Raw genomic sequence first — 15,830 nt, 5'->3', positions numbered from 1 at the left:
CGTCCGGCCCGGCGTCCGGACCGACGTGCGGGACACTCGGGCGTGACCTGGCTGTCGATGGCGTGGGTGCGCGACGACGCGTCGTACGTCGCCGAGCGGATGCTGCGCGCGCTGCTGCGGCGTCGCTACGGACCGGAGATCGGCGAGGCCGGGACGGTGCGCCTGTGTCCGCGCTGCGCGAGCACGGAGCACGGTCGACCGCTCGTCGGGGGCCGACCTGGACCCGGACGCCCTGCGGTGAGCATCGCCCGGACCGCCGGGGCGACCGTCGTGGCCCTGACGGGGTGTGGCTCCGTGGGCGTGGACGTGGAGGCCACCGCACTCTTCGGCGCAGCGGAGGTGGCGGACGTCCTGCTGCACCCGGCGGAGCGGGCCGCGACCTCGCGCGAGACGGCGGCGGCCTGGGTCCGCAAGGAGGCCCTGCTCAAGGCGTCCGGCTGGGGCCTGGCCGTGGAGCCGTCGGCCATCCGCCTGGACGACTCGACCGGGTCACCGGTGGTCGTGGAGTGGCCGGTGTCGGTGCCGCGGCCGGACTGGGTGATGGACGTGACGCTGGCCGCCGACCTGACCGCGGCAGTGGCGGGGAGCGGGCCGGTGCACCCCCACGACGTCACGACGCAGGAGGCAGGTCCGGGAGGGTCGCTCGGTTGAGCCAGACGTCGAAGAGCTCGGCCAGGTCCTGTCCGGTCGACAACTCGGCGAACTCGACGAAGGCCCCGGTGTTGACCGTGCCGTGGGCGTGCTTGTCGGTCCAGCCGCGCAGCACGCCGAAGAAGGCGTCGTCGCCGACGGTGAGGCGCAGGGCGTGCAGGGTCAACGCGCCGCGCTTGTAGACGCGGTCGTCGAACATGAGCTCCGGCCCGGGGTCGGCGAGCACGAGGTCCTGGTCGAGACCGGCGAGCTTGTCGTGGTGCTCCTCGGCCCGCTGCTGGGCCGACGGGCCCCCGGACTCCTCCGACCAGATCCACTCGGCGTAGCAGGCGAACCCCTCGTGCAGCCAGATGTCCTGCCAGCTGCCGAGGGTCAGGCTGTTGCCGAACCACTGGTGGGAGAGCTCGTGCGCGACCAGCCGCACGGACTCCCAGTCGGAGGTCAGGAAGTTGGCACCGAAGGCGGAGAGCCCCTGTGCCTCCAGCGGGATCTCGAGGTCGTCGTCGGTCACGACGACGGTGTAGGCCGGGAAGGGGTAGGGCCCGAAGAGGCGGGAGAAGGTGTCGATCATGGCGCGCTGCTCACCGAAGGCGTCGTCGTACGACGACAGGAGCCGCTGCGGCAGGACCGCGTGCATGGGCACCTCCCCGTCGTCGGCGGTGCGGAGCTCGTACCGGCCGATGTGCACGGTCGCGAGGTAGGTGGCCATCGGCTGCAGCTGCTCGTAGACCCACGTGACCGTGCTCGAGCGGCGGCGGTTGCTGAGCAGGCTCCCGTTGGCGACGACGCGGTAGCCCGCCGCCACCCTGATGCTCATCCGGTAGGTGGCCTTGTTGGACGGCCGGTCGTTGCAGGGGAACCACGAGGGGGCGCCGTGCGGCTGGCCCGCGACGATCACCCCGTCGGTGAGCTCCTCCCAGCCGGCAGCCCCGAGGTGGCGTGTCTTCTCCGGGGTCGGGTGGCCGTGGTAGCGCACGGTGACGGTGACGGACTCGCCGGCGGCGACCGTCTCCCCGAGCCGGACCGTGAGCGTCCCGGTGCGGTCGCGGTACTTCACCGCGGAGCCGTCCACGCTCACCTTGGTGACGTCGAGGCCGTGGAGGTCGAGGGCCAGCTCGTCGGTGTCCTCGCGGATCGTGCAGTCCAGCCGCGCGGTGCCGTCGAGGCGGTTGCCCTCCAGGGAGTAGGCCAGCTCGAGGTCGTAGTGGGTGACGTCGTAGGTGAGGTCACCGTGCCCCGGCACGTAGGGATCGGCGCCGGTCCTCATGCGTGCGCCCTCATGCGTCCGGGTGGGGCGCGTCGTCGAGCCACGGACCGATGGGGTTGCCCACCCAGCGGGTCTTGTCAGGCACCAGCTCACCCCTCATCACCAACGACACCGGGCCCACCGTAGCGTCCCGTCCGATGGTCGCCGCGGGCAGCACGACGCTGTTGGGACCGAGCGTCGAGCCCCGCCGCAGAACGACCTTGTCCATGCTCATGACGCGGTCGTGGAAGAGGTGGGTCTGCACCACGCAGCCCGCGTTGACGGTGGCCCCGTCGCGCAGCTCGACGAGGTCCGGCTCGGGGAGCCAGTAGGTCTCGCACCACACGCCGCGCCCGACGGTGGCGCCCAGGGAGCGCAGCCACGCGTTGAGGGCCGGGGTGCCGGTGGCGGGCCGGGCGAACCACGGGGCGGCCACCAGCTCGATGAACGCGTCGGCCAGCTCGTTGCGCCAGACGAACGAGCTCCACAGCGGTCGGTCCTCGGCCCGGTGCCGGCCCACGAGGAGCCACTTGGCCGCGGTCGCCGTCGCGGCGGCGACGAGCCCGGCCACCATCAGCAGGGCCCCCGAGGCCGCGGCGGCCACGACCACGTGCGTCCGGTCGAGGAGCACCTCCAGGGCCACCACGAGGCCGAGCCCGATCGCCGCGGCCACGACCACGGGCACCAACCGACAGGCCTCCACGGCGGCGCGGGCCACCCGCAGCCGGGTCGGGGGGTCGTAGGTGCGACTGTCGTCCACGTCGTCGCTCGCCCGGCGCAGCCGGGTCGGCGGGCTGCCGAGCCACGAGGAGCCTGCTTCGGCCTGCGTACGACGGGGCGCCGCCGACAGGACGGCCACCAGGGCCCGCTTGGGGACCTTGCGGCCGGCGGCCGCCATCCCCGAGTTGCCGACGAACGCCCGCTTGCCGATCTTGACCTTCTCCACCCGCAGCCACCCCCCGCCGAGCTCGTAGCTGCCGATCAGGGTGTCGTCGGCCAGGAACGCCTGGTCGTTGATGGTGGTGAGCCCGGGGATCAGCAGGACCGTCGAGGCCTCGACGTTGGTGCCCACCCGGGCACCGAGGCGCCGGAGCCACCACGGGGTGAGGGTGCTGGCGTACAGCGGGTAGAGCCAGGTGCGCGCCTCGTCGAGGACGCGGAGGGTCGCCCAGGCCTGCAGCGCGGGCCTGCTGTGGACCGGGTGGTGTCCCGGTCGCAGCCCGAGGCCGGCCAGGCGCACCGCGACCAGGACGAGGGCGGCGAGCACGACGAGGGTGACGGCGGCGGCGACCGGGAGCAGGAGCAGGACACCCGTGGCCGCGTCGCCGAGGGCGGTGGCTCCGTCCAGGGAGGGGAGCAGGACGAGCAGTCCGCAGGCCAGGGCGACGAGCGGCAGCGACGCGATGCCGAGGGCGGTGGCGCCGTACGCCACGGCCCACGACGTACGCCGCGGGGGACGCTCCGAGGACCACGGCCCCCGCGCCTCGGACACCCGCTCGGCGGGCGAGCCCGACCAGAACTCCCGCTGCGGGACGGCACCGTGGACGGACGACCCCGGCGCCACCTCCGCGTCGCGACCCACCTGGGCGCCCGGGCCCAGGGTGCTGCGCGTCCCGATGCGGGCACCGGGGCCGACCTCGACGGAGCCGACGTGCAGCACGTCGCCGTCCAGCCAGTGCCCGGTCAGGTCGACCTCCGGCTCGACCGAGCACCCGTCCCCCAGGGTCAGGAATCCGGTCACCGGGGGCACCGAGTGCAGGTCGACGTCCCGGCCGACCCGGGCTCCCAGGGCCCTCGCGTAGAGCTGGATGAAGGGAGCCCCGGAGAGGTTGACCGCACCGCACTCGTCGGCCAGCCGCTCGGCCAGCCACACCCGGAGGTGGATCCTGCCGCCGCGCGGGTAGGTCCCCGGACGTACTCCGCGCAGCAGGAGACGCGCACCCAGGACGGTGGTGCCCATGCGACCCAGCGGCGTGATCAGCAGCAACCAGCCGATCACGACCGCGAGCCACGGCACCGGCTCGAGGTAGGTGGTCCCGAGGAGCCAGGTGGCGACGTTGTTGCCGATCGCGACCCAGGTCAGCCAGCGCAGTCCCGTGATCGTGCGCAGCGGCAGGCTGAAGGCGAGCTGCCCCCGCTGGGTCTTGGTGGGGGTGGGCCGCACGTGCCGGTCGGTGCGGGACGCGGGCGCCGCCATGGCGTCGAGCGCCCCGGCCAGGCCGGCCAGGGTCGGGTGCTCGTAGATGTCGGCGACCGTCGTCTCGGGGTGGCGGCTGCGCAGCTTCGACACGATCTGGGCGGCGGTGAGGCTGCCCCCGCCGAGGTCGAAGAAGTCGTCGTCGCCCGAGCGCGGGGTGGCCCCGATGACCTCGCCCCACAGCTCCGCGACCCACGCACCGGTCCCGGTGAGCTCGTCGTGCGCACGGGTGTCGTCGGCCCCGTCGGGAAGCGGCCACGGGAGGGCGTCCCGGTCCACCTTTCCCGAGGTCTTGGTCGGCAGCGACCCGACGGTCGCCAACCGGGGGACGAGCGCCGCGGGCTGCGACTCCCGCAACAGGGCGAGGGCGGTCGGGGCGTGGAAGGTCTCGTCCACCTGGACGTAGCCCACCAGCAGGGTGTTGCCCGCCTGCGTCCTCCGCACGGCGGCCGCCGCACCTCGCACGCCGGGCAGCCGGAGCAGCACGCTGTCGACCTCGCCGAGCTCGATGCGCCGGCCACCGAGCTTGACCTGGTCGTCGGCGCGGCCCTCGAAGAGCAGCCCGTGGCCGTCGTCGCGCACCAGGTCCCCGCTGCGGTAGGCGCGGGTCCAGCCCAGCGACGGCATCGGGGCGTACTTCTCGGCGTCCTTGTCCGCATCCAGGTAGCGAGCCAGACCGACTCCTCCGATGATCAGCTCGCCGACGGCCCCGGGGGGCACCGGCCGACCCTCCGCGTCCACGACGGCGAGGTCCCAGCCGTCGAGCGGCAGCCCGATCCGCACCGGCCCGTCCGGGCCCAGCCGCGCGCCGCACGAGACGACGGTCGCCTCGGTGGGCCCGTAGGTGTTCCAGACCTCACGCCCGTCGTGGGCCAGGCGGGCTCCGATCTCGGGTGGGCAGGCCTCTCCACCGAGGATGAGGAGACGGACCGCGGCCAGGGACTCGGTGGGCCACAGGGTGACCAGCGTCGGGACGGTGGACACGACGGTGATGTCGTTGGCGAGCAGCCACGGCCCGACGTCCACACCGCTGCGGACCAGGGACCTCGGTGCCGGGACCAGGCAGGCGCCCTGCGCCCAGGCGAGCCACATCTCCTCGCACGATGCGTCGAAGGCGACCGACAGCCCGGCCATCACCCGGTCGTGCGTCCCCAGCGGGTCGTCCCGGAGGAACAGTCGCGACTCGGCGTCGACGAAGGCGGCGGCGCACCGGTGCGACACGGCCACGCCCTTCGGCGTACCGGTGGATCCCGACGTGAAGATCACCCACGCGTCGTCGTCGGGGACCACCGGTCCGTCGGTCCTCGCCGGGGCAGGTGGTCGGCGCAGGGCGACGGCCAGGTCGTTGCCGACGACGGCGGCCACCCCCGCCTCACCGAACACGAGCCGGGCCCGGTCGTCGGGGTCCTCGGCGTCCACCGGGACGTACGCCGACCCGGCGAGGAGCACCCCCATGATCGCGACGTACAGGTCGGGGGTGCCGGACTTGATCCGGACCCCGACCCGGTCACCACGCCCCACCCCCACGGCGTTGAGGTCGTCGGCGAGGGCCAGCGCCGCGTCCGCGAACTCCCCGTAGGTCAGCTGCTCGGCACCGTTGTCGAGGGCCCGCGCCTCGGGGGCGGCGGCGAGCGTGGCCTCGAAGACGTCGACGAGCGTGCGCTCCGGCGGGGCTGCAACCGCGCGCAGCAGGCGGTCGTCGGCGCTCGCGGGGTGCGACGGAGTGGGCGCTGACACCCACGGAGTCTCGTGCAGGGAGGTGAACAACGGGGGGACGTCCAGCGAGTGGCGGCCCTCCGTGCGCGACTCGTGGTCACCGCGCCGGTGTGTTCACCTCCGGTCGCTACCGTGCGTGACGCGACCGGATCACGCCGGATCTCGCACCACACGGAGAGCCCGGTGAGGTCCGCCCGCATGATCAGCCAGGACACGACGCGCCGCCCCACGACCGCGGCGGAGGCCCTCACGCCGGGGCTGGGTCGCCAGCTGGCCGACCTGCGGTCGCGGGAGATCGACGTCCGCGCGCACGCTCCCGGTGCGGTCCACCGCTTCCGGGTGGCGACCCGGAGGCTGCGGAGCGACCTGTCCGGCTTCGAGCCGCTGCTCGACGCCCGGACCTGTCGCATCCTGGTCGACGACCTGCAGCGCACCGCCCGGGCCGTCGGGCCTGCCCAGGACGCGGTCGTCGTGCGCCGCCAGGTCGACGCCCTCTTCGCCGGCAGCGAGGGCGCGGCCGCGTCCCGCGTGCACGATCGGCTCGGTCAGCTGCTCGAGCCGGCCTCGCACGAGACCTGGCAGCGCGCGATCGACCACCTCGACGACCCGGCGTACGACGAGCTCACGCGAGGCCTCGAGCGCCTCGCCGACCTCCCCCCGTGGCTGCCCGCGGCGCACCGACCGGCCGACGAGGTCCTGGTGCCGCTGCTGCGCTCCGAGTGGTCCCGCTTCCGCCGACGCGCCCGCGCCGCCCTGGACCCGACCGGAGGCGCCACCGCGGACGACCTCCTCCACGAGGCCCGCAAGGCGAGCAAGCGCGCCCGCTACGTCGCCGAGTCGCTGACCGAGGTGCTCGGCCGTCGGACCAGACGCCTGGCGAAGACGGCCAAGCGTGTGCAGCGGGAGCTCGGCGACCACCAGGACCGGGTCCTCGTGCACGAGTTCCTGGTCGACGCACCCCTCCGCCTCGAGCTCGACGGCGATGAGGCCCGCGTCCTGGCGAGCGTCCGCGACGCCCAGGCCGTCGCGCTCGAGGCGGCCCGCGACGACCTCCGGCGCGTGCTCCGCGATGTCGACCGGACGTCGTTGCGGTCCTGGATGCGCTGACGACTCCCAAGGCCCCCGGACGCACCGAAGGCCCCGGGGTGACCCGGGGCCTTCGTGGTGGTGCGCGAGGGGGGATTTGAACCCCCACGCCCTTTCGGACACTGCGACCTGAACGCAGCGCGTCTGCCGTTCCGCCACTCGCGCGTGAAGCGAGGGCAAGGCTATCCCACGGCCGCGGAGGCGTCACAATCGCCGTCCCGGGGCGGCGTTCGGCCGCGGTGGTGCCCGGACGGCCGGTCCCCTGACAGTACGATCGGCCAGACCCGACGGCCGTCGAGAGGAGGCGCACGACGTGAATGCACTGCAGCGATTCGAGCGCAGGCTCGAGCAGATGATCTCCGGGGTGTTCGCCCGCGCGTTCCGCAGCGCGGTGCAGCCCGTCGAGATCGCCGCGGCGCTCCAGCGCGAGTGCGACAACAACGCGCAGATCATGAGCCGCGACCGTCGACTGGTGCCCAACCGGTTCCTCGTGCAGCTCGCCGGCGTCGACCTCGAGCGCCTGCAGGGCTACGACGACGCGATGGAGCGCGAGCTCGTGGACCAGCTCAAGGACCACGCCGACGCCCAGGGCTACGTCTTCACCGGGCCGGTGCACGTCGACTTCGAGGCGGCCGACGACCTGACGACCGGTCGCTTCCGCATCCTGAGCCGCGCCGAGGCCAGCGTCACCGACAACGACCAGCGCACCCGCACCCGGGCCGCGCGGGCCGTCCTCGAGGTCAACGGCACCCGCCACCCGCTGCGCGCCCCCGGCCTCGTCGTCGGGCGCGGCACCGAGGCCGACCTGCGCATCAACGACCCCGGCGTGAGCCGCCGGCACATCGAGTTCATGGTCAACGGCGAGGACCTCGAGGTCGTCGACCTCGGCTCCACCAACGGCATGCTCGTCAACGGCGCCAAGGTCGGCCGGGCCGGCCTGCGCGACGGCAGCGAGGTCAAGATCGGCCACACCACCATGACGGTGCGCGTCACCGAGGAGGGCTAGGTCGTGTCCGAGCTCACCCTGTTCCTCATCCGCTTCGCCTACCTCGCGATCCTGTGGATCTTCGTGCTGTCCGCGATCTCGGTGATCCGCTCCGACATGTTCGGCGCCCGCGTGCCCGAGACCGCCCGTGGCGGGGCCGCTCCCGCCCGCGGCAAGTCCAAGGCCAAGTCCCCGTCGCGCCGCCGCGGCTCGCCCACCCACCTGATCGTGGTCGAGGGCGACAACACCGGTGCCCGCGCCGAGCTCGAGGACGCCCCCCTGCTGATCGGACGCGGCAGCGACGCGGCGATCCGCCTCGACGACGACTACGTCTCGACCCGCCACGCCCGGGTGGCCGCCAGCGGCGACGAGTGGTTCGTGGAGGACCTCGGCTCGACCAACGGCACCTACGTCGGCTCGGTGCGCATCACGCAGCCGACGACCATCGGCCTCGGCATCCAGGTGCGCATCGGCAAGACCATCCTCGAGCTGCGGAAGTAGGGACCTCCTCCCCATGACCGGACCGCTGCACCTGGCGTACAGCGCCATCTCCGACGTCGGCCGCGTGCGCCGCGACAACCAGGACTCCGGCTACGCCGGACCCTGGCTGCTCACGGTGTGCGACGGCGTCGGTGGAGCGGCGCGCGGCGACCTGGCCAGCAGCACCGCCGTCCAGCAGCTGCGCAAGCTCGACGCCGAGCCGACCGACGACCTGCTCGCCCTGGTCGCCGGTGCGATCCACCGGGCCGACGACCGGATCGGCGAGCTCGTCGAGGAGGACCCCGAGCTCAGCGGCACCAGCACCACGGCCACCGTGGCGCTCTTCGACGGCAGCCGGCTCGGCGTCGGTCACCTCGGCGACAGCCGCGGCTACCTGTTCCGCGGCGGCGAGCTGCGCCAGCTGACCCACGACCACACCTTTGTCCAGAGCCTGATCGACGAGGGGCGCATCAGCGAGGAGGAGTCGCGCGTGCACCCGCACCGCAACCTCATCCTCAAGGCGCTCGACGGCGTCCGGCACGAGGAGCCCGACCTCTTCGAGGTCCCCCTCGAGGTCGGGGACCGCATCTTCCTGTGCAGCGACGGTGCGTGCGGCACCCTCGACGACGCCCGGATGGCCGACATCCTCGCCACCGGCACCCCCGACTACGCCGCCGTCGAGCTGGTCCGCGCCAGCCTCGAGGCCGGGAGCAGCGACAACGTCACCTGCGTGGTCGCCGACGTCATCGACACCGAGCCCGACCCCGACCTCCAGCCCCTGCTGGTGGGCGCGGCCGCCGACCTGCCCCGCAAGTCGACCGGCGGCGTCACGGGCCGCGGCCTCTTCCGGGGCCACCGCTCCGGCGACACCGGCGAGATCGACCCGGTGCCGGACGACCTGCCGGCCGACATGCACGTCATCCCCTCCGACCCGATCGACCGCGAGGCCCAGCGCTACGCCCCGCGTCCGCCGACCCGGCACACCTGGCTCAAGCGCCTGCTCGCCCTCGCCGTGCTCCTCGGCGTCATCTGGGTGGCCCTGGCGGCCATGTGGTCCTGGAGCCAGCAGCAGTTCTACGTCGGTGTCTCCGACGACCGGGTGACGATCTTCCGCGGCCTCAACGCCGAGATCCCCGGCATCGAGATCTCGCACCCCTACGAGGTCACCGACGTCGACCTCGCCAACCTGAGCGAGATCGACGCCGAGCAGGTGGCCGAGGGCATCGAGGCCCGGGACCTCGACGACGCCCGCGCGACGGTGGACAACTACGCCGCCCGTCAGGACGTGCCCACCGAGACGAGCACGGGCTGATGAGCCAGGACCACACCCTGATGGGGTTCGTGCACCGACGCCGTCGGGGCGCGGAGCTCTTCCTGCTCCTGCTCGCCCTCGCGGTCGGCATCGGCGCCTACGCCGCCGTCGGCCTCGGGATGGAGGGCACGATCCCGGCCGACATCGTCGGCTACGGCGGGTGGCTGACGGCGCTCATCGTGGTCGCCCACGTCGCGGTCCGCATCTTCGCGCCGTACGCCGACCCGGTGCTGCTGCCCGTCGTCGCAGCCCTCAACGGCCTCGGCCTGGCGGTGATCCACCGCCTCGACCTCGACAACACCGCCCAGTGCGTCGACAACGACACCTTCGCCCGCCAGCAGCTCATCTGGATGACGCTGGGCGTGGTGCTCTTCGTCGCCACCCTCGGGCTGCTGCGCGACCACCGCCTGCTCCAGCGCCTGACCTACACGACCGGCCTGGCCGCGATCGTGCTGCTGCTGCTGCCGATGGTCCCGATCATCGGCAACACGGTCAACGGCGCCAAGATCTGGATCTCGGTCGGCCCGTTCAGCTTCCAGCCCGGCGAGGTCGCCAAGGTGCTGCTGGTCATCGCCTTCGCCGGCTACCTCGTGCTGCACCGCGACGCGCTGGCCCTGGCCGGGCGCCGGGTCCTCTTCATCGACCTGCCGCGCGGTCGCGACCTCGGCCCGATCCTGGGCATGTGGGCGGTCAGCATGTTCATCCTGGTCTTCCAGCGCGACCTCGGCTCCTCGCTGCTGTTCTTCGGGATCTTCCTGATCATGCTGTACGTCGCCACCGAGCGACCGGGCTGGCTGGTGGTGGGCACGGCCCTGTTCGCCGCCGGGGCGTTCGCCGGCTGGCAGGCCTTCGGCCACGTCCAGAACCGCGTCAACATCTGGCTCGACCCGATGGCCTACTACGACCAGAGCCCCGGCTCGGGCCAGCTGGTCGAGGGCCTGTTCGGGATGGGCTGGGGCGGCCTCATCGGCCGGGGCTTCGGTGAGGGTGCGCCCTGCCGGATCCCGTACGCCGAGTCCGACTTCATCGTCCCGGCCATCGGAGAGGAGCTCGGGCTGACCGCGGTCCTGGCCGTCATCCTCTGCTACGGACTCATCGTCGAGCGGGCGCTGCGCATCGCGCTGATCTCCCGCGACGGCTTCGGCAAGCTGATGGCCGTCGGCCTGGGCAGCATCTTCGCCCTGCAGGTCTTCGTGGTCGTGGGCGGCGTCACCGGCCTGATCCCGCTCACCGGTCTCACCACGCCCTTCCTGTCCTACGGCGGATCGTCGCTGGTGGCCAACTGGGTGGTGATCGCGCTCCTGCTGCGCATCTCCGACCAGGCCCGACGCCCCGCCCCGCGCCTCAGCGAGGCCGACTCCGACACCGGCTCCGACAGCGAGTCGACCCAGGTGGTGAAGCTGAAGTGAACAAGCCGATCCGCACGATCTCCCTCTTCTGCCTCGTGCTCTTCCTCGCCCTCATGCTCAACGCGACCTACCTCATGTACGTCCGCTCGGGAGAGCTCACCGAGGACCCGCAGAACCGCCGCGTGATCAACGCGGCGTTCTCCCGCGAGCGCGGCGCGATCCTCGTCGGCAAGGACCCGGTCGCGCGCAGCGTGCCCAGCGACGACGCCTACGACTTCCAGCGCGTCTACCCCCAGCCCTTCAAGTACGCCCCCCTCACCGGGTACTTCTCCTACTTCAGCCAGTCCGGCATCGAGCGCTCGCAGAACGACGTGCTCTCCGGCGACGACTCGCGACTCTTCGTCACCCGGCTGGTCGACATGCTCAGCAACACCGACCCCAAGGGCGGCAACGTCCAGCTGACCATCGACCCCGAGGCCCAGACCGCGGCGTACGAGGGGCTGCGTGCGCTGGGCGAGGACGTGCAGGGCGCCGTGGTGGCCGTCGAGCCGGCCACCGGCAAGGTCCTCGCGATGGTCTCCAACCCGACGTACGACCCCAACACCCTGGCGACGCACGACTTCGGCTCGTTGACCGAGACCTTCCAGCAGCTCGAGCAGGACCCGGCCGAGCCGCTCATCAACCGCAGCATCGGCACCACGCTGCCCCCGGGGTCGACCTTCAAGCTGGTGACCGCGGCCGCCGCGATCGAGTCCGGCGACTACGACGCCGAGTCGATCGTGCCCGGCGGCACGTCGTACCAGCTCCCGCAGTCGACGACCAAGGTCGGCAACCAGGGCGGCGGCGACTGCGGCGGCAACCGGATCACCCTGACCCAGGCGCTCCAGGTCTCCTGCAACGTCACCTTCCTCTCCCTGGCCGACGAGCTGGGCATCGAGGCGATGACCGAGCAGGCCGAGAAGTTCGGCTTCAACGCGACCTCGCTCGAGGACCTCGACGGCCAGGCCCGCTCGCTGTACCCGCCCGACATGGACCCGCCGCAGACCGCGCTGTCGGGCATCGGCCAGGCGAGCGTCACCGCGACCCCGCTCCAGATGGCCCTGGTCTCGGCCGGCATCGCCAACGACGGCGTGGTCATGCGGCCCTACGTCGTCGACGAGGTCCGCGCGCCCAACCTCTCGCTGCTGGACAAGACCGAGGAGTCCGAGCTCTCCCAGGCCGTCTCCGTGAGCACCGCCGACGACCTCACCGAGATGATGGTGGCGACGGTCGACGAGGGCACGGCGTTCGCCGCGGCGATCCCCGGCGTGCGGGTGGCCGGCAAGACCGGCACCGCCGAGTCGACCGACTCGCGGCCGCCGTACGCCTGGTTCACCTCGTTCGCCCCCGCCGACGACCCCAAGGTCGCCGTCGCGGTGCTCGTGCAGTCCAGCAACACGGCCCCCGGCGACATCGCCGGCGGTCGCCTCGGCGGCCCGATCGCCAAGGCCGTCATGGAGGCGGTGCTCAACCCGTGACGACTCCTCCCACCGGGCCCTCCGCCGGCGACACGCCGGACCGCTACGCCGACGACGCCCACCGCTACGCCCTCACCTCGCGGATCGCCACCGGCGGCATGGGCGAGGTCTGGCGCGGCACCGACACGGTGCTGTCGCGCCCGGTCGCGGTCAAGGTGCTCAAGCCGGAGTACGCCGACGACGCGCTCTTCCGCACCCGCTTCGAGACCGAGGCCCGGCACGCCGGCTCGCTGCACCACCCCGGCATCGCCAGCGTCTTCGACTTCGGCGAGGCCTCCCCGGTCGACGGCTCGACCACGCCGCGGCCGTTCCTCGTGATGGAGCTGGTCGAGGGCCAGCCGCTGTCCAACCTGCTGCGTCCCGACGCCCCGATGGACCCCGAGGTCGTGCGCGACCTGCTCGGCCAGGCCGCGGTGGCGCTCGGTGCCGCCCACGCGACCGGGATCGTGCACCGCGACGTCAAGCCCGGCAACCTGATCATCACCCCGGACCGTCGCACCAAGGTGACCGACTTCGGGATCGCCCGCGCCGCCGAGGGCATGTCCCTCACCGAGACCGGCCAGGTGATGGGCACGCCGGCCTACATCTCGCCCGAGCAGGCAGAGGGCAAGCGCGCCACCGCGGCCTCCGACGTCTACGCCCTCGGCGTGGTCGCCTTCGAGTGCCTCGCCGGTCGCAAGCCCTTCCTCGCCGACACCCCGGTGGCCACCGCCATCGCCCACCTCCGCGAGCCGGTCCCCGACCTGCCCGACACGGTCCCGGCCGACCTCGCCGCGGTGGTGCGGCGGTCGATGGCCAAGGACCCGGCCGAGCGGTACGCCGACGGCGAGGCCTTTGCGGCCGCCCTGCGGGACCCCGCCGGTGCCGCCGCCTCCGCGGGTGCCGCGACCGTGGTCGCCCCGGTGGTGGCCGGGCTCCCGGACGACGACGAGCCGACCAGGACGCAGGTCATCGCGCCGGTGCCGGCCGCCTCCCAGGCCTCCCCTGCCCCCGTGCCGCCCTCCCCGCCGGCCGACGACCGTCCCCGGCGCGGCCTGCCGGGCTGGCTGCCGTGGGTGCTGCTGGCCCTCGCGCTGGTCGTGGCCGCGCTCGTCCTGATGCAGGCGCTGGGTGACGACACGACCCCCGACGACGAGCCGGAGCAGCCGACCCCGTCGCAGACGCCCAGCCGGACCCCGAGCGAGACCACCTCCGAGCCGCCGTCCGAGACGCCGACCTCGGAGACACCGACCCAGACGCCGACGGACAGCCCCAGCGAGCCGACGACCGAGCCGACTCCCACGGAGACCGAGCCGACGCCGACCGAGACCACTCCCACCGAGCCGGCTCCTACCGAGACCGAGCCGACGACGCCGGCGCCGACCGAGCCGGCTCCCACCGAGACGCCGACGGGCAGTCCGACCTGATGGACCACGTGACCAGCCTGACCACCACCAGCCAGAACACCGGCCTGACCACCAGCTTGACCACCAACGCAGCGAGAGGGCGACGATGAGCAACGAGCCGACCGTGATCGGCGGCCGCTACGAGCTCGGCGAGCTGCTGGGCCGCGGCGGCATGGCCGAGGTGCGCAAGGGCCGGGACACCCGGCTCGGGCGCACGGTCGCGGTCAAGCGGCTGCGCACCGACCTCGCCAGCGACGCGACGTTCCAGGCGCGCTTCCGCCGGGAGGCGCAGAGCTCGGCCTCGCTCAACCACCCCGCGATCGTGTCGGTCTACGACACCGGCGAGGAGATGTCCACCGACGGCTCCGACGTCGCCCAGCCCTACATCGTCATGGAGTGCGTGCAGGGGCGGACGCTGCGCGACATCGTGCGCGAGGGCCGCAAGATCCTGCCCGAGCGCGCGCTCGAGATCACCAGCGACGTGCTCGCGGCGCTCGACTACAGCCACCGCGCGGGGATCATCCACCGCGACATCAAGCCCGGCAACGTCATGCTGACCCCCGGCGGCGACGTCAAGGTCATGGACTTCGGCATCGCCCGGGCCGTCTCCGACGCGTCCTCGACGATGACCCAGACCGCGGCCGTGGTCGGCACCGCGCAGTACCTCTCCCCCGAGCAGGCCCGCGGCGAGACGGTCGACTCCCGCTCGGACGTCTACTCCACCGGCTGCCTCCTCTACGAGCTCCTCACCGGACGCCCGCCGTTCGTCGGCGACAGCCCGGTGGCCGTCGCCTACCAGCACGTGCGCGAGCAGCCCTCCCCGCCGTCGGACCACGACCAGGAGCTCGACCCCGAGATCGACGCGATCGTGCTCAAGTCGCTGGCCAAGCGGGTCGAGGACCGCTACCAGAGCGCCGCGGCGATGCGACAGGACATCGAGCGCTACCTCGCCGGTCACCCGATCCAGGCCGCTCCGCCTCCGGTGGCGCCCACCGAGGTGGTGCCGCCGGTCGATGCCACCACGACGATCCCGGCCGCCGCGGCCGTTCCCCCGCAGGACGAGGACCGGCCCCGCGGACGCATGGCGCTGATGGTGCTGCTCGGCCTGCTGGTCATCGCGGCCATCGCCGGCGCGGCGTACGTCCTCCCGAGCCTGTTCGAGGAGGAGGTCCAGCGCGACCCGGTCCCCGCGCTCGTGGGCCTCACCGAGGACGAGGCGCGGCTGGCCATCGGCGAGGCCGGCCTCGCCGTCGGACGGGTCACCCGGCAGGCGTCCGACGACGCCCCCGCCGACGAGGTCATCCGGCAGGAACCCAACCGCGACGTCTTCGTCGAGCCCGGCACCGAGGTGGACCTGGTGGTCTCGTCCGGCAGGCCCGACGTGCAGGTGCCCTTCGTCGTGGGGCAGCCACGGGCCACCGCCCGCGACGTGCTCCTGGCCGCGGGCCTCAAGGTCACCGCGACCGAGGTGGAGTCCGACGAGCCCCAGGGCCAGGTCATCTCCACCGACCCCGCCGCCGGCCAGTCGGTCGCCGAGGGCACGACCGTGACGATGTCGGTCTCCGACGGCCCCGAGTCGGTCCCCTCGGTGGTCGGGCTCCGGCAGGGCGAGGCGACCCGGACCCTGCGGCAGGCCGGCTTCGAGGTCGAGGTCCGCACCGACTCCACCTCCACCGCTCCCAAGGGCGAGGTCGTCGACCAGTTCCCCAGCGCCGGCGGCGAGGCCGACCGGGGCGACACGGTGATCATCTTCGTGTCCGCCTTCGAGGAGCCGCCGCCGACCGAGACGCCCACGGAGACTCCGACCGAGACCCCGACGGAGACGCCCGCCCCCACGGAGACGCCGACGGAGACGCCCACCGAGACCCCGCCGACCACCCCGGCCGGGCGGCGTACGCCCTGAGGG

General features: G+C 73.2%; 11 protein-coding genes and 1 tRNA gene. 9 read left to right on the top strand and 3 right to left on the bottom strand.

The window, feature by feature from the left end:
• Positions 1 to 42: 42 nt before the first annotated feature.
• On the top strand, positions 43 to 651 hold the full coding sequence (locus DAE25_RS10935) for a 4'-phosphopantetheinyl transferase family protein (RefSeq protein WP_159083680.1): 609 nt from the start codon (positions 43 to 45) through the stop codon (positions 649 to 651).
• Here DAE25_RS10935 and DAE25_RS10930 read toward each other — a convergent pair.
• Positions 611 to 1,918: a M1 family metallopeptidase gene (locus DAE25_RS10930; protein WP_107766217.1), complete on the bottom strand. Its 1,308-nt coding sequence runs from the start codon at positions 1,916 to 1,918 to the stop codon at positions 611 to 613. The genes DAE25_RS10935 and DAE25_RS10930 overlap by 41 nt on opposite strands.
• Before the next feature lie 10 nt (positions 1,919 to 1,928).
• A complete protein-coding gene (locus tag DAE25_RS10925) occupies positions 1,929 to 5,831 on the bottom strand; it encodes a Pls/PosA family non-ribosomal peptide synthetase (protein WP_107766367.1) in 3,903 nt (1,300 codons plus the stop codon).
• Positions 5,832 to 6,008: 177 nt separating this feature from the next.
• Here DAE25_RS10925 and DAE25_RS10920 point away from each other — a divergent pair, with 177 nt between their 5' ends.
• A complete protein-coding gene (locus DAE25_RS10920; protein ID WP_107766216.1) occupies positions 6,009 to 6,917 on the top strand; it encodes a CHAD domain-containing protein in 909 nt (302 codons plus the stop codon).
• 58 nt (positions 6,918 to 6,975) lie between these two features.
• On the opposite strand, the gene DAE25_RS10915 is transcribed toward DAE25_RS10920, so the two are convergent.
• A tRNA-Leu gene (locus DAE25_RS10915) sits at positions 6,976 to 7,061 on the bottom strand.
• 148 nt (positions 7,062 to 7,209) lie between these two features.
• Between DAE25_RS10915 and DAE25_RS10910 the strand changes: the two genes are divergently transcribed.
• The 7 genes from DAE25_RS10910 (at position 7,210) to pknB (ending at position 15,827) form a co-directional block, all read left to right on the top strand.
• On the top strand, positions 7,210 to 7,902 hold the full coding sequence (locus tag DAE25_RS10910) for an FhaA domain-containing protein (RefSeq protein ID WP_107766215.1): 693 nt from the start codon (positions 7,210 to 7,212) through the stop codon (positions 7,900 to 7,902).
• Positions 7,903 to 7,905: 3 nt separating this feature from the next.
• Complete coding sequence (locus DAE25_RS10905) at positions 7,906 to 8,382, top strand: FHA domain-containing protein FhaB/FipA (RefSeq protein ID WP_107766214.1); 477 nt, start codon at positions 7,906 to 7,908, stop codon at positions 8,380 to 8,382.
• Between the two features lie 13 nt (positions 8,383 to 8,395).
• On the top strand, positions 8,396 to 9,673 hold the full coding sequence (locus DAE25_RS10900) for a PP2C family protein-serine/threonine phosphatase (RefSeq protein ID WP_107766213.1): 1,278 nt from the start codon (positions 8,396 to 8,398) through the stop codon (positions 9,671 to 9,673).
• Positions 9,673 to 11,082, top strand: a complete 1,410-nt coding sequence (locus tag DAE25_RS10895) for an FtsW/RodA/SpoVE family cell cycle protein (RefSeq protein WP_107766212.1) — start codon at positions 9,673 to 9,675, stop codon at positions 11,080 to 11,082. Before DAE25_RS10900 ends, DAE25_RS10895 begins: the two co-directional genes overlap by 1 nt.
• Positions 11,079 to 12,539: a peptidoglycan D,D-transpeptidase FtsI family protein gene (locus tag DAE25_RS10890; RefSeq protein WP_107766211.1), complete on the top strand. Its 1,461-nt coding sequence runs from the start codon at positions 11,079 to 11,081 to the stop codon at positions 12,537 to 12,539. The genes DAE25_RS10895 and DAE25_RS10890 overlap by 4 nt, the downstream gene beginning before the upstream one ends.
• Complete coding sequence (locus DAE25_RS23870; RefSeq protein ID WP_234410975.1) at positions 12,536 to 13,945, top strand: serine/threonine-protein kinase; 1,410 nt, start codon at positions 12,536 to 12,538, stop codon at positions 13,943 to 13,945. Before DAE25_RS10890 ends, DAE25_RS23870 begins: the two co-directional genes overlap by 4 nt.
• A gap of 85 nt (positions 13,946 to 14,030) precedes the next feature.
• Entirely contained in the window at positions 14,031 to 15,827 is a 1,797-nt protein-coding gene (gene pknB, locus DAE25_RS10880) for a Stk1 family PASTA domain-containing Ser/Thr kinase (protein ID WP_107766210.1), read from the top strand.
• Positions 15,828 to 15,830: the final 3 nt, after the last annotated feature.

Source organism: Nocardioides terrigena (assembly GCF_003047265.1).
Lineage (GTDB): Bacteria > Actinomycetota > Actinomycetes > Propionibacteriales > Nocardioidaceae > Nocardioides > Nocardioides terrigena.
This window is presented reverse-complemented; position numbering and strand designations above follow the sequence as displayed.